Origin of the sequence: Anaerococcus marasmi, from assembly GCF_900290195.1 — a bacterium.
GTDB lineage: Bacteria > Bacillota > Clostridia > Tissierellales > Peptoniphilaceae > Anaerococcus > Anaerococcus marasmi.
The window spans coordinates 89,325-104,268 of the sequence record NZ_OLMF01000005.1; the positions used below are offsets into that span (position 1 = coordinate 89,325).

The 14,944-nt window shown below is 35.3% G+C and carries 11 protein-coding genes, 1 tRNA gene and 1 other annotated feature; all 12 genes read left to right on the plus strand.

The features are described from left to right. Nucleotides 1–247 precede the first annotated feature (247 nt). Nucleotides 248–2,212 carry a sodium-translocating pyrophosphatase gene (locus C7D97_RS10085; protein WP_105301954.1) on the plus strand — a complete coding sequence of 655 codons (1,965 nt, stop codon included), beginning with the start codon at nt 248–250 and terminating at the stop codon, nt 2,210–2,212. A 61-nt stretch (nt 2,213–2,273) separates the two neighbouring features. Further along, nucleotides 2,274–2,502: a binding site (T-box leader), on the plus strand. An 83-nt stretch (nt 2,503–2,585) separates the two neighbouring features. Next, on the plus strand, nt 2,586–3,818 hold the full coding sequence (locus tag C7D97_RS10090) for an argininosuccinate synthase (protein WP_205408078.1): 1,233 nt from the start codon (nt 2,586–2,588) through the stop codon (nt 3,816–3,818). Between the two features lie 9 nt (nt 3,819–3,827). After that, a complete protein-coding gene (argH, locus tag C7D97_RS10095) occupies nt 3,828–5,201 on the plus strand; it encodes an argininosuccinate lyase (RefSeq protein WP_105301955.1) in 1,374 nt (457 codons plus the stop codon). Nucleotides 5,202–5,204: 3 nt separating this feature from the next. Further along, nucleotides 5,205–6,677, plus strand: coding sequence for an ABC transporter substrate-binding protein/permease (locus C7D97_RS10100; RefSeq protein ID WP_105301956.1), 1,473 nt, complete (start codon nt 5,205–5,207; stop codon nt 6,675–6,677). Next, nucleotides 6,670–7,395: an amino acid ABC transporter ATP-binding protein gene (locus C7D97_RS10105; RefSeq protein WP_105301957.1), complete on the plus strand. Its 726-nt coding sequence runs from the start codon at nt 6,670–6,672 to the stop codon at nt 7,393–7,395. Before C7D97_RS10100 ends, C7D97_RS10105 begins: the two co-directional genes overlap by 8 nt. Before the next feature lie 52 nt (nt 7,396–7,447). Beyond that, nucleotides 7,448–7,538, plus strand: a tRNA-Leu gene (locus tag C7D97_RS10110). Nucleotides 7,539–9,094: 1,556 nt separating this feature from the next. After that, complete coding sequence (locus tag C7D97_RS10115; protein ID WP_105301958.1) at nt 9,095–10,390, plus strand: radical SAM protein; 1,296 nt, start codon at nt 9,095–9,097, stop codon at nt 10,388–10,390. Between the two features lie 23 nt (nt 10,391–10,413). Continuing rightward, the gene (locus C7D97_RS10120) at nt 10,414–12,015 is read left to right on the plus strand and encodes an ABC transporter ATP-binding protein (RefSeq protein ID WP_275886699.1); all 1,602 of its coding nucleotides are present in this window, start codon (nt 10,414–10,416) and stop codon (nt 12,013–12,015) included. 48 nt (nt 12,016–12,063) lie between these two features. Continuing rightward, on the plus strand, nt 12,064–12,258 hold the full coding sequence (locus tag C7D97_RS10125) for a type II toxin-antitoxin system RelE family toxin (RefSeq protein WP_338024818.1): 195 nt from the start codon (nt 12,064–12,066) through the stop codon (nt 12,256–12,258). Between the two features lie 201 nt (nt 12,259–12,459). Then, nucleotides 12,460–13,296 carry a 4-(cytidine 5'-diphospho)-2-C-methyl-D-erythritol kinase gene (gene ispE, locus C7D97_RS10130; protein ID WP_105301961.1) on the plus strand — a complete coding sequence of 279 codons (837 nt, stop codon included), beginning with the start codon at nt 12,460–12,462 and terminating at the stop codon, nt 13,294–13,296. Next, nucleotides 13,289–14,041, plus strand: a complete 753-nt coding sequence (gene murI / locus C7D97_RS10135) for a glutamate racemase (protein ID WP_105301962.1) — start codon at nt 13,289–13,291, stop codon at nt 14,039–14,041. The genes ispE and murI overlap by 8 nt, the downstream gene beginning before the upstream one ends. Further along, nucleotides 14,038–14,943, plus strand: coding sequence for a Ppx/GppA phosphatase family protein (locus C7D97_RS10140; RefSeq protein ID WP_105301963.1), 906 nt, complete (start codon nt 14,038–14,040; stop codon nt 14,941–14,943). Before murI ends, C7D97_RS10140 begins: the two co-directional genes overlap by 4 nt. Nucleotide 14,944: the final 1 nt, after the last annotated feature.

Below are 14,944 nucleotides of genomic sequence, written 5' to 3' on the forward strand. Positions count from 1 at the left end.
AATAAGCAATATTAAGGGGACTGTTGCGGAGTGAATTTATAGTTTCACTGTTAGCCCCATCCATGAGAAAATCGATCAAGCGGGGCGATCTCGCCCAATTAGCTTGATGGTTTTTTAAGGGATGGAGTTAGCGAAGGCTATATCTTCTTTCTTCGCTCTGTCCTCTTTTTATTTTGTTGGTGATTTTTATAATAAAACTTGAAAATTTACCAATATATATTAAAATTATTATGAATAGGAGGAAATTATGTTCGTAGAAATTTTGGCCTTGATTGTGGCGATCCTCGCAGTATTATTTATGGGATTTACAATCAAATCAAAAATTATGCCTGTATCTGCAGGTAATAAGAGAATGACAGAAATTGCTTCTCATATTAAAGACGGCGCTATGACTTTCATAAGCCGTGAATATAAGTACATCGCAATATTTGTCGTAGTTGTATCAGTCCTAATAGCAATCTTCTTAAATATTAAGATTATGATTTGCTATATTTTAGGATCAGTATTTTCAATGCTAGCAGGCTACATCGGTATGAGGGTTTCAACAGAAGCTAATGCTAGATGTGCTAATATGGCTCTTGAAGATGGAACAAATGGTGCTTTAAAGGTAGCATTTTCTGGTGGATCAGTAATGGGTTTTGCCGTTACAGGTCTTGGATTTTTAGGTATTATGATAACTTACCTTGTGTATAGAGACCCAGCTATCCTAATGGGATATTCCCTAGGTGCTTCATCAGTAGCTCTTTTTGCAAGAGTTGGTGGTGGTATCTATACAAAGGCAGCTGACCTTGGAGCTGACCTTGTAGGTAAGGTTGAAGCAGGAATTCCAGAAGATGACCCAAGAAACCCAGCAGTTATCGCTGATAATGTAGGAGATAACGTAGGAGACGTGGCAGGTATGGGTGCTGACCTTTTCGAGTCTTACTCAGGAGCAATCATCTCTGCGGTAACACTAGGTATTATAGCAAGCGGCGATAGCGGAATGAAGTTTACCTTCTTCCTAGTTGCTATAGGAATTTTAGCTAGTATCTTCTCAAGCATTATGTTCTTGACTAAAAAGCACACCAACCCACAAAAATCTCTAATGAATACAATCTATGTTTCAGGAGGAATTGTTCTTGTTGCAAGCTTGATTCTTTCATTCTTTTATTTTAAGAGTCTAAATGCAGCTTTGGCTATCATAGTTGGTATTGTGGTAGGAATACTCGTAGGTCTTCTTACAGAATATTACACATCTGATAAGTATAAATATGTTAGAAACATCGCGGATGAATCTAAAACTGGTGTTGCCACAAACATTATCGCAGGACTTTCAACAGGTATGCTTTCAACAGTATTCCCAATTGTCCTAATTGCTTTGGGAATTATGGTTGCTTACTGGGCTAATGGAGTATTTGGTATAGCGCTTTCTGCTGTAGGTATGCTTTCAACAACAGCAACAACTGTTACAGTTGACGCTTATGGACCAATCACAGACAACGCTGGTGGAATTGCTGAAATGAGCTATCTTCCAGAAGGAGTTAGAGACATCACAGATGAGCTAGACTCAATTGGTAATACAACTGCCGCAATTGGTAAAGGATTTGCAATTGGATCAGCTGCCCTAACAGCACTTTCATTATTTGTAACATACTCAGAAACACTAGATCTTGGTGCAATTTCAATTCTTGATGCCAAGGTTGTTGCAGGAATGTTTATAGGAGCTATGCTTCCATTCCTATTTACAGCACTTACTATGAATTCAGTTGGTAAGGCTGCTACAGAAATGATCGAAGAAGTTAGAAGCCAATTTAGATCAGATGATAGAATCCTAAAGGGTGAAGTTGAACCAAACTATGCAAGATGTATTGATATTTCAACTACAGCTTCTCTTAAGGAAATGATCCTTCCAGGAGTTCTTGCAATAATCGTTCCAATCTTTGTAGGAAAAGTATTAGGACCATATGCCCTAGGAGGACTATTAGCAGGAGCCCTAGTTACTGGAGTACTAATGGCAATCTTTATGTCAAACTCTGGTGGAGCTTGGGATAATGCTAAAAAATATATCGAAACACTCCCAGGAGAAGATGGAAAAGGATCAGATGCTCACAAGGCATCAGTTGTTGGAGATACTGTAGGTGACCCATTCAAGGATACATCAGGTCCATCTCTAAACATCCTTATCAAACTTATGACTGTAGTATCAGTTGTATGCGCAAACTTATTTATTTAAGAAAATATTTGACAAATCATCCATGACCTTGTAAAATGTAATCAATCAATAGATTTAGTTAGAAAATGTGTTGAAGAGAAGAGTAATTAATTTGAAGCTTCAAGCGAATCCCGATTGGTGCGAGGGGATAAGCAGACGGTTAATGAAAAGAACCTCAGAGCATATAGGTCGATACAAGGAGACCTATACGGGGACTCCCGTTACAGAGTTAGAGTATGTTAGTACTTGATGAGGTCTATCTTGTGAAGGATAGATAAATATGGGTGGTATCACGAGCTTTCGTCCCTTTTGGGATGAGGGCTCTTTTTTGTTACCAGAAGAGTCTTAGGCACGTATAGCTAATATTGATTAATAAAAATTAAGGAGATTAAAAATGAAACAAAACGAATATCAAATGTTAAAAGAAGCGAAAAAAGTTATACTTGCCTACTCAGGTGGGCTAGACACATCAGTCCTTACGACTTGGTTGCTGGAAAAGGGTGTAGGCGAAGTGGTTTGTGTATCAGTCGACTTAGGTCAGGTGGGAGATTCAGATAAGCTAAAAGAAAAGGCCCTAGGTCAAGGAGCTAGCAAGTTTTACAATGTCAATGTAGAAGATGAATTTATAGAAGAGTATGCCTACAAGTCCCTTCTCGCTGGAGCCAAATACGAAAACTTGTACCTACTAGGAACTGCCATAGCTAGGCCACTTATAGCCAAGGTCTTAGTAGATATCTACGAAAAAGAAGGAGCAGATCTAATAGTACACGGTTGTACAGGAAAGGGAAATGACCAAATAAGATTTGAGCTTTCTATAGCAGCTCTAGATCCTAAGATTAAGGTCCTTGCTCCTTGGAGATTTTGGGATATCAAGGGTCGTAGCGAAGAAGAAGCCTATGCAGCAAGCCACGGCATCAAGCTAGATTTCACTAAGGAAGAAGACTACTCCATGGATGAGAATATCTGGCACCTATCCCACGAAGGTCTCGACCTAGAAAATCCAGAAAATGAAGCAGACCTTGACAAAATCCTCCATTGGATCACTCCGCCAGAAAAAGCTCCTGATAAGGCTGAAATTGTAGAAATATCCTTTGAAAAAGGAAAACCTACTGCATTAAATGGTAAGAAACTTAAGGGAAGCGATATGGTTAAGGCCTTAAATAAAATCGCTGGAAGTCACGGAATAGGAATCGATGATATGGTAGAAAGCAGGGTTGTTGGAATGAAGAGCAGGGGAGTATACGAAAACCCAGCAGCTAGTCTCCTATACTTCGCCTTGGAGAAACTCCAATCAGTAACAATACATCCAGAAGCCCTAGCCTACAAGCAAAAGATGAGCCTTGATTATGCAAGTCTTGTCTATGAAGGAAAATGGATGACCCCACTTAAGGAAGCTATGGACCTATTTATGGAAAAGGTAAATGAAAATACAAGCGGAAGTGTTAAGGTAAAACTATACAAGGGAAATATGTATCCTGCAGGAATTTTTGCAGATAAGGCTTTATTTGATGAAGAACTTGCAACCTTCGAAGAAGATGATGTTTATAGCCAAGAAGATGCAACCGGCTTTATCAACCTCTTTGGTCTATCCACAAAGACTTATGCAGCAGTAATGAAAGAAGATTAGGAGAAATAAATGAAGTTATGGAGCGGAATGCTTTCAGGTGAGTTGGATAAGCTTGCAGAAGAATTTAACGATTCGATAAAAATCGATAAAAGACTAGTATATTGTGATATAGAAGGATCTATCGCCCATGTAGAAATGCTCGGCAAAAACAATATAATCTCAAATGAAGAAAAAGAAAAAATCATCACAGGTCTTTCTTTAATCTATAAGAATCTTAAAGAAGGCAAGGAAGAAGTCAACGAATCCTACGAGGATATCCATACCTTTGTTGAAGCAAGGCTTATCGAAGAGATCGGTCCTGTCGGTAAGAAAATGCACACAGCAAGGTCAAGGAACGATCAGGTTACAACAGATTTTAAACTTTATCTAAGAGATGAGTGTGAAAATATCCTAGAAGATATCAAGGATTATCTGGCATCTCTTATAAAACTTGCTGAGAAAAACACCAAGACCATAATGCCAGGCTATACCCACCTTCAGGCAGCCCAAGCCGTAACTTTCGCCCACCACCTCATGGCTTACGCTATGATGGGATTAAGAGATATAGAAAGAATAAAGTTCTTTAGGCAAAGGATGAACGAGCTTCCACTGGGAGCTTGTGCCCTAGCGGGTACTACCTATGATATAGATAGGGACTTTGTCAAAGATAAGCTAGGATTTACATCTCTTATGCAAAACTCCATGGATGCAGTAAGCGATAGGGATTATGTGATTGAATTATCTTCGATTATATCCCTTATATCTATCCACCTATCTAGACTTTCAGAAGAGCTAATAATATTTTCCTCCCAACCTTACTCATTTGTAAGAATCGACGATAAATATTCTACAGGCTCTTCCATTATGCCCCAGAAGAAAAATCCTGATATGGCTGAGCTTATAAGGGCTAAAGCAGCAAGACTTATTGCAAATACAAATCAGTCAATGGTTATGATGAAGGGCCTTCCTCTTGCTTATTCTAAGGATATGCAGGAAGATAAGGAAGGAATATTTGAAAGTATAGATACCATTAGGGCTATGCTTAAAATAATGGCAGGACAGATAGAAAGCCTTAAGGTCAACAAGGAGAAGATGCTAGCTGCCTCTAAGGAGGGCTATCTTAACGCAACTGACGTAGCGGATTATCTCGTTGGGAAGAATCTCTCCTTTAGGGATGCCCACCATATATCAGCAAGGCTTGTAAAATACGCCATGGAAAAAAATCTGTGCTTGGAAGATCTTCCCCTAGAAATTTATAAAAATGAATCGGACTTATTTGAAGAAGATATCTACCAAGCTATAGATTTATACACATCGGTAAACAAGAGAGATTCCCTAGGTGGACCTAGTGAGAAAGAAGTTCTAAGGCAGATCGCCTATGTAAAGGAAAAATTAGAAAGGTAAGTTATGAAAAACAAAAAATATGGACTACTGGCTATGCTTTTGGCTCTACTTGTACTTATACCAACAAAAGCATTTGCAGAAGAAAAAATAGTAGATGATGGAGTGATAGACTTAGGTACAAGCGCAGACTTCCCTCCTTATGAATACTATGAAGGAGACGAGATCGTAGGAATTGACCCTGATATAGTTAAGGCAATAGCCGATGAGTTAGGCCTTGAGGTTAAACTTCACGACATGGACTTTAATAATATCATAGCAAGTATCCAATCAGGTAAGGTCGACGGAGGAGCAGCAGGATTTACAGTAACTGAAGAAAGAAAGAAATCTGTAAACTTTACCGAACCCTTTGCCAAGACTAGCCAAATTATAGTAAAGAGAAAAGACTCTGATATAGAAGAAATCGAAGATTTGGAAGGGAAAAAACTAGGAACCCAACTGGGATCTATCGGAGACACCATAGCAAAAGACGATTTCAGAGAAGAAAATGTATCTTCCTTTAATAAGGTCCCAGATGCTATCCTCTCCCTTCAAAGTAAGAAAATAGACGCTGTAATCTTAGATAAGCAAAGTGCAGAAAACTTCGTAAATGCTAACAAAGATCTAGAAATAGTAGATACACCATATCTTGAAGAAGAATATGCCATAGCAGTTAATAAAGATAATCCTGTCCTTCTAGAAAAAATGAACGAAGCTATCGCAAAGCTTAAAGAAGAGGGAGAAATTGACAAAATAATGGCCAAATACCAAGGTCCTTTTGAAGTTGAAGAAAGTAAGGGACTTATTGGCAGATTCAAATCAACAATTATCGATAATGGATCTTATAAATATCTATTAGACGGCCTAAAAATAACAGCGAAAGTAACAGTATGCGCCCTAATCCTTTCCTTTGTCTTAGGACTTATTATTGCCCTAGTTAGGTCTGCAAAGATTGACATTGGAGATGAACTAAGAGGGATTCCAAAATTCCTACTTGCTCTATTAGATAAAATATTCGCAATATTTGTATCAATAATCCGTGGAACACCTTCCACAATCCAACTTTTGATAATGTTTAATGTAATCCTAGTAAACCTAGATAACTTAGTTCTAGTAGCTATAATTTCCTTTGCCTTAAACTCATCAGCCTACATGGCGGAGCTATTTAGGGGAGGAATTAACTCAGTTAACAAGGGAGAAAAAGAAGCAGCAAGAAGTCTTGGCCTATCCAACCTACAAATGATGAAAAAGGTAGTAATGCCACAAGCTGTCAAAAACTCTTTGCCAGCCTTAGGTAACGAAGTTATAACCCTATTTAAGGAAACATCAATAGCAGGCTTTATAGGACTTGCTGATCTTACAAGGGGTGCATCAATCGTAATAAGTCAAACCTTTGATGCAGCAACAGCCTACTTCTCCGCAGCTATAATCTATCTTGTCATAGTCCTAGTTATGGAGAAAATATTCAAAGAACTAGAGAAAGGATTCCTATATGCTTAAAGTAAAAAATGTAGAAAAATCATTCGATGAATTGAAAGTCCTAAACGGTATCGACTTAGATGTCGACAAAAAGGACGTAATATCAATCATAGGCCCATCTGGTTCTGGAAAGTCAACCTTCCTTCGTTGCCTTAACCTTCTAGAAAAACCAGATTCGGGAGATATTTACTTCGAAGAGAAGAAAATCAACGATAATAATGTAGATATAAACAAACTCAGGGAAGAGATAGGAATGGTATTTCAAAACTTCAACCTATTTTCCAATATGTCTATCATCGATAACCTTACCCTCGCTCCAGTAATGAGAGGGAAGATGAACAAGAAAGAGGCAGAAGATGAGGCCATGAAGCTTTTAGAAAGAATAGGTCTTTCAAGCAAAAAAGACGTTTATCCAGTAAGCCTATCTGGTGGACAGAAGCAAAGGGTAGCTATAGCAAGGGCTCTTATGATGAAGCCAAAGCTCATGCTCTTTGATGAACCAACAAGCGCTCTCGATCCAGAAATGGTAGGAGAGGTCCTAGAACTTATGAAAGAGCTTGCTCACGACGGGATGACCATGGTTGTAGTAACTCACGAGATGGGCTTTGCTAGAGAAGTATCAAACAAAGTAATCTTTATGGACAAGGGAGAGGTCGTAGAGACATCAGAAAATCCAGAAGACTTCTTCCAAAATCCGAAAGAAGAACGTAGCAAACAATTTTTGTCCATGGTTTTATAAAAAAACTTGACAAAAGGAAAAAATAAGTGTATTATATAAAAGTAATACACGAGCGGGATTGGCGGAATTGGCAGACGCGCAAGACTAAGGATCTTGTGACCGGTTTTAAGGTCGTGGAAGTTCAAGTCTTCTATCCCGCACCAAATCAGCACCTTATAAGTGAGGTGCTTTTTGTTTACCCTTTAATCCTTGATTTTAAGGATTATTAAAATATAATAATCTTAAGAGAAGCGACCTCTTAACAAAGCCACAAAGCTCTCAAACTTTGTGATATTAGTGAATATCAATAGTTCCCAAATGGGCATACAAAAAGCAGGGGCTCAGTCCTGCTTTTTGTTTTTATGTATGACGGGCATGTTCTAATGCTGGGGTGAAATTCCCTACAGAGCGTAGTTACCAACGAATCTAATAGCGATCCCGAAGTTTTAGGTGGCGACATCTAGGAGAGAAGAACGGGTAGCGAAATCGTGGTTTGACGAACAGGAACAGAATATAAGGCGTAGCAGGCGGGCAAGCTAGCTAAAGATAGCAAAGACCCAAAAGGTAACCGTAAACCCAAAGCGTAAATTCTGCGAGTAAACGATGAAAGTATTAGGACTTATCCCGTGAGGTCTCATAGACGACACAGTAGTAACAACGAACTATGAGAAGTCAGCAGACTCCATAGTAGTGAAGAAGTTTCTGTAATGGAAATGGAGCGAAGGGAGGAACGATATTTATTGTAATATTTGAAAAGGATAGACTATGACTTGATGGAATACAAGGAATGACGTATTCATTTCTCAAGGTTCGGATACAAAAAGAATAAAGTTAAATAGAAACATCAGTAATAAATAATATGATACAAGAAAATATTGAACCGCCGTATGCCGAACGGCACGTACGGGTGGTGTGAGAGGGGCTATAACTTAGCCCCTACTCGATTGGGTAAATTGTGGTCAAAATTATAATTGACTTTAAAAGATTTATTCAAAAGGCAATCATTAACAGAGCCAATAAAAAGGAAATATAAGTTTATTTACTACTTCAAATATCACAAGCATATAATTTAATAATATAGCAAAATAAAATTTAAAATATACACTATTTAGTCTATTTTTTAACTAACCAAAAAAATGGGGCTGTTGCTAGATTATGAATAATTATCGTCCCATCATTAGAAGGTTCCATTAGGAAATTTTACTTCTCCTTGCCGGTGGGCATATCAGTGCCTGCCGGCTGATGGAGGCATGTAGCCCGTAGGCTTTGTGATACTTTTCGCGGAGGTTCTTCTAATGATATTGGGATGATTTATTCATTCTGCAACAGCCCCATATCCTCATTGATATTAATGAGGATTGGATTACATCTCCTAAATTGTATATTAAAATGAAATAGTTAATATTGTAATAGTAAATTCACACAATATTATGGACTTGACTATAAAATAAAAATAAGGTAAGATAATAGAAAACATTTTCATGAAAGGAGTCATTATGAAGTATAAAAGAGTAGATAGAAAATACAAGCCTTCACGTATTAATAATAATTGTAATAATAACTGTTCTGAACCTAAGTAAAAACAAATAAAAACGAAGTTAAAATATTGCCTCACCATTAAAATAATGTTTATATATTATATTTTAAAGATTTAATACATAATTTAAAATGGTGGGGCTAATATTTTATTCATGATTTCTTATTAGAGAAGGGATTATATATGGGATTAACAATAAAATGGGATATAACTTATGCATGTAATTTATATTGTAAACATTGTATAAATGGACAATACTTGAATAAAAACGATAATAGTATTAATATAAATGAATTTAAAAATATAATTAATGACATTAGTGAAAACATAAAAATCGATTATATACATTTTCTAGGTGGTGAACCTACTGTACGTGATGATTTTTTAGATATATGTACGTTTTTAAATGAAAAAAAGATATCCTTTGGTTTTAATACAAATACATTAAAACTAAATGAAGATTACATTAATAAATTATTCAAACTCAAATTTTTAGATAATATCGTTATTAGTTTAGAAGGCCCTACAAAAGAGACTAACGATGAGATAAGAGGCAAATCAGTATTTGACAAAATAGACAAAACATTAGATTATATTAAGAAGATCAATAAAAATAAAAAAATAATTATTAATACAGTTTTGAGCAAGAAAAATTATAAATTAGTGAACGAATTAATGAGATACTGCATAGATAAAAATGTTACTGAATTAGATTTATTAGATTTGATAGAGTCTGGAAATGCTATGGGATCTGGTTTATCTCTAAATTTCGAAGAAAAGCTCGAGGCACTAAAGTTGATTGCTTCTAATATGAAAAGTGATTTAAAAGTTGTAACTAAATTTGCTCGTCCATTGATGATAAAATACATAAATAGAAAATTCTCTACGAATTTAGATTATACAAGTCATGGATGTAATGCTGGTTTATCCTTTGTTTATATTAATAATATGGGTGACATTTATTCTTGTGATAGAGTTAGAAATGAACATATTAATAATAATACAATAAATTTGACTTCTATAAATTTCAATAAAGCATGGAATGATAAAGAATTTTCTAATATTTTCGAAATGCTTGAATCCAGAAATTATGCTAATATATGGCCATGTTTGGAGTGTGAATTTTTTAAAGATATTTGCTTTCCTTGCCCAATTGATATGCAAGACACAGATAAAGTTCAAGAATGTGCAAAAACTATGAGACTTACTTACAAACTTGATTATAGGAATATTAATTTCAAATATGGACCAATTAGAACTGCCTATAATGAAAATTCTTATATTATTTACCATGTGTCTTTGGATAAAACTTTTGAATTAGATGAGGACTCATATAAAATATTCAATCTTCTTGAAATTGGAAAATATAAAAATCTTGATGATATTTGCTTGGATTTTGAGTCTAAGTTAAAGGTCGATGATATTATAAAGTTTTTAGATTATTTAGAAGATGAAGGGGTAATAGAGGTAGGAAGTTAATGCTAGATAAGTATAAAAAATTAATGTCCTATATAGGTCCTTTTAAGAAAACCAGATTATTTATTTTATTTATATGTTCGCTCGATATTTTATTAGCATCCCTAACACCTTTTTTGATAGGAGAATTGATAAACATTATAAATAACGGAGAAGCGGTAGCTTTGATTATAAAGCAAGGCCTAATTACAATTCTTGTCGCTCTATTTTCTGGTATTTTAAATACATATCAAAATTATAAATGGCATTTATTTTCTGTTGAATACCTAAATTACTTCAGGACTCTCTTACTAAAAGCGGGACTTAACAAAGACACTAGCTTTTATAAAAATAAGAATGAAGACTATGCAACAAGAATCCTTCAAGACTCTCTTAATATTGCCGAGGATATAAGTATTGGACTTCCTATGCTAATATTAAATGTTTTAAGACTAGCTATTGTAATATTCTTTATGGTCAGGATGAATGCAAAGCTTAGTCTAATTCCTCTGACTGTGATTCCTATATACATTATAGTATTTCATTTTATAAACAAAGACATTAGGGAAAAATCTAAAAAAGAAAGAGAAGGCTATTCCCTCATATCAAAAACTGTAAATGAATATTTATCTGGAATATTTGAGATTAAAATAAACAATAAAGAAGAGTTTTTTCTTGAAAAATTTAAAAATAAGATAAAAGAATATACCAATATTTTGAAGAGAATGAGGCTATTAAGAGCCATATCCTATGGTTTTTCTACAATAATCACAGGAGCATTGCCAGTAGTTACCTTAGTAGTGGGCGGAATAATGGTATATAAAGGTAATCTTGAGCTAGGATTTTTATTTTCTTTCTATGCCTATCTAGATTTTTTATACGAGCCAATGAACAACCTAATTGATTGGTACACAAATATCAATGTGAGCCTAGGAATGGCTGATAGGATCCTTGACTTCTTAGATTATGAAATGAGAAGCGAAGAAGGAATCAAGGTAAATTCTATAGAAAAAATACAAGTAAAAGACCTAGATTTTTCATATGGGGACAAAGAAGTATTAAAAAATATTTCTTTTGACTTAAACAAAGGTGACATACTTGCCATTGTCGGAGAAAGTGGTTCGGGTAAATCCACCCTAGCTAATCTCTTGCTAAAAAATATAGCTTTCAAAGCGGGAAGTATTTTTGTAAATGGAATAGACTTACATGAAATAGATAAAAAATCTTATTATGATAACCTATCTCTTATAAGCCAGGATGTTTTCATCTTCACTGATACACTAAAGGACAATATTTCCTATGGCGGAAGGCTAGATAAAAAATCTCATATTTTTAAAGAAGCGAGACTCGAAAAATTAATAAATTCGAGAAAATCATTAGAAAGTCTTATCTCTAATGATGAATTATCGGGAGGAGAAAAGCAAAGACTTGCCATAGCTAGGGTTCTTTATAAAAATTCTGACCTTATAGTTTTGGATGAGTTTACAGCTGCCCTAGATCAAGAGAATGAAAAAGAGATTGTGGACACATTCATGAATATGAACAATAAAGATAAGATATATATAATAATAAGCCACAGAAAATATCCTCTAAGCATGGCTAATAAGATTTTGGACTTAAATAATGGAAGCTTTAAAAAGCTTATCTAAGTTTAGCTTAATATATATCAGATTATAGAACCTAAGTATTTATCTCTTATGTTAGCTAAAGATATGAAGTCTAAATTAGATGGGCTTGAAAATTATAGAAGTATAGGCAAGGCTCTTGTTGGTCAATATAAGGGACTTTGGAGATATAGAATAGGTTCTTATAGGGTTATTTGCGACATAAGGGATGATGAACTTATTGTTTTAGCGATTGATATTGGACACAGAAAAGAGATATACAAGTAGGAAAAATGCATTTTTTTCTTTCTAGAGTAGAAAGTGATTCTAACAAAAAAATAAGAAAGACAAAAATATTAACAAACAATCGTACTTTTTTGGTGCGATTTTTTTGATATTTTATATTTACATTTTGTTTGTTTTTTCTACTCTTTACAATTTCCCAATACGAAAACACCCTACTTATGATATAATAAATTAGAGGTAATTATGGAAAGAAAATGTTATGCTAAGGTTAATCTTACCCTCGATAGCCTGTCGAAAAGAGATGACGGTTATCACGAAATCGATAGTATTATGGTTAGGATTAATCTGTTTGATAAATTGATTATAAAGAAAAATAAAGAGAATAAATTTAATTACGAGACTAATATCCCTAATATCTGCGCCCTTGAGGATAATCTTATCTATAAGGCTTGGAGTCTGCTAAAGGATAGGGTAGATGAGAATGGAGTCGATGTGACTTTGATTAAAAATATTCCCCTTGCAGCAGGTCTTGCTGGAGGCTCTACTGATTGCGCAGAAATGATTAAGGGTCTTGATAAGCTTTGGAATTTAGGTCTTTCTCTAGATGAGAAGATGGCTCTTGGCAAAAAGCTTGGAGCAGATATTCCATTTTTCTTCCTAGAGTCTAATGCTAGAGCACGTGGAATCGGAGAAATTCTAAGCCCTTTTACCAATAAGCTTAAGATGAAGCTTCTCCTTATAAACGATGGGACAGAGATCTCCTCTGCCTTTGTCTACAAGAGGCTTAATGATTATGGAGTAATCAATACTTCAGAAATTATAGATAAGCTCCGCAAGGGAGAAAAATCTGCAATCTCTGGCTTTAGAAATGTGATGGAGGATGTAATATTTGAAAGCTTCCCCCATATCAAGGATATTTGCTCAAGACTTGAGGATAGCGGGGCAGAAAAGGCCTTGGTCAGTGGATCTGGAGCGAGTGTCTTTGGAGTTTTTACTGATGATAAGAGCCTGGAATTTGCCTATGATAAGCTTAATGGAAAGTATAAGTTCGTAGAGAAAGTGGAGTTAGTAGATGACTAGGATTGGAGTTTTTGATTCAGGTCTAGGGGGACTTACTGTCCTAAGGGAGCTTGCCAAAACTAACAAGAGCCAGTATTTTTATTTCGGAGATAGCCTTAGAGTTCCCTATGGGGGAAGGAGCGAAGAAGAACTTAGGAGATTTTCTGTCGATATTGTAGATTTTCTAGAAAAATTTTCTATAGACTATTATGTAATAGCCTGCAATACTCTTTCTGTTACTGTGACAGATTTTCTTAGGGAAAAATACAAGAAAAAATTCATTCCCATCACAGATCTTGCCCTTAGGGCTTGTGAGAAATACCAAGGCAAATTCCTGGTTTTAGGAACTGAGACAACTGTAAACAGTCATTTTTATAAGAAGAATTTAGAAAAAAATCCTAATACTACTGTTTATGAAGTCGCTGCTAGTAAGCTTGTAGATTTGATAGAAGATGACAAAAAAGATGATGAAAAGTTAAATGAATATATAGACTCCTATATAAAGATTGCCAAGGAGAAGAAAATAGAAAATATCCTCCTAGCCTGCACTCATTATCCAATTATAAGGGATAAAATCGAGAGAAGGCTAGATTATAAGGCAAATATTATAGATCCAGCAATCTTTTTAAGCGAGAGTCTAGAAAGTGCGAGCGATAATTTGGATATTAATATATTTATGTCCAAGAAAACTCCTGCCACAGAGAATTTGATACCGAAACTTATAGATTTTCCCTATAAGCTAAATTATTTGAAGGAGAACTTATGATTTATGCAATAATGGATATTGGAAGTAACACAGTTAGGTTGTCAGTCTACAAACAAGTCGAGGATAAGGCAGTCCATCTTTTTAGCGAGAAAGAGCAAGCCTCTCTTAGAAATTATGTCAAGAAGGGAAATCTTACAGATAAGGGTATCGATAGACTTATTGCTACCTTGAGGAGATTTAATTCTATCATTTCAAACTTTGATGATATAGATAGCGTCCATCCTTTCGCTACAGCAACCATTAGAGATGTAGCCAACAGGTCCGAGATCCTTAAGAGGGTTAAGGATGAATTAGATCTTGAGATAGAGATTCTTTCAGGAGAAGATGAGGCGAGACTTTCCTTTATAGGAGCTAGTAAGTCGGTAGATGTCAGTGAGGGTGTTTTGACAGATATCGGCGGAGGTTCATCTGAGGTTGTAATAATAGATCAAGGGAAGGTAATTAAATCGACCTCCCTTTCTATAGGATCTTTATCAGCCTTCAACGATTATGTAACGGGCTTATTTACTAACAAGAAGGAGAAAAAGGCAATTGATAACGCTGTAAAGCTCCTTTTGGCAGAAAACAAGATGTATAGGGAAAAACAAAGTAATCTCTCTGCTGTGGGTGGTTCTGCTAGGGCATCCCTTAAGTTTTATAATGAGTATTACAATCTTTCAAATTATAATTCTACTATGGATGCCAAGAAGTTTAACAAAATGGTCAAAGAGATTTTGGAGATGGATGATAGAGATATCCTGGATAGGATTCTAGAGATAAAACCAGATAGGGTTCATACTTTGATTCCTGGTATGGTTATCTTAAATAGATTAGCAAAATATTTTTATGTAAATGAAATAAATATCAGCCAAACAGGCGTTAGGGAAGGGTACGTATATAGCAAGTTATTAGAAAGGAAATAAT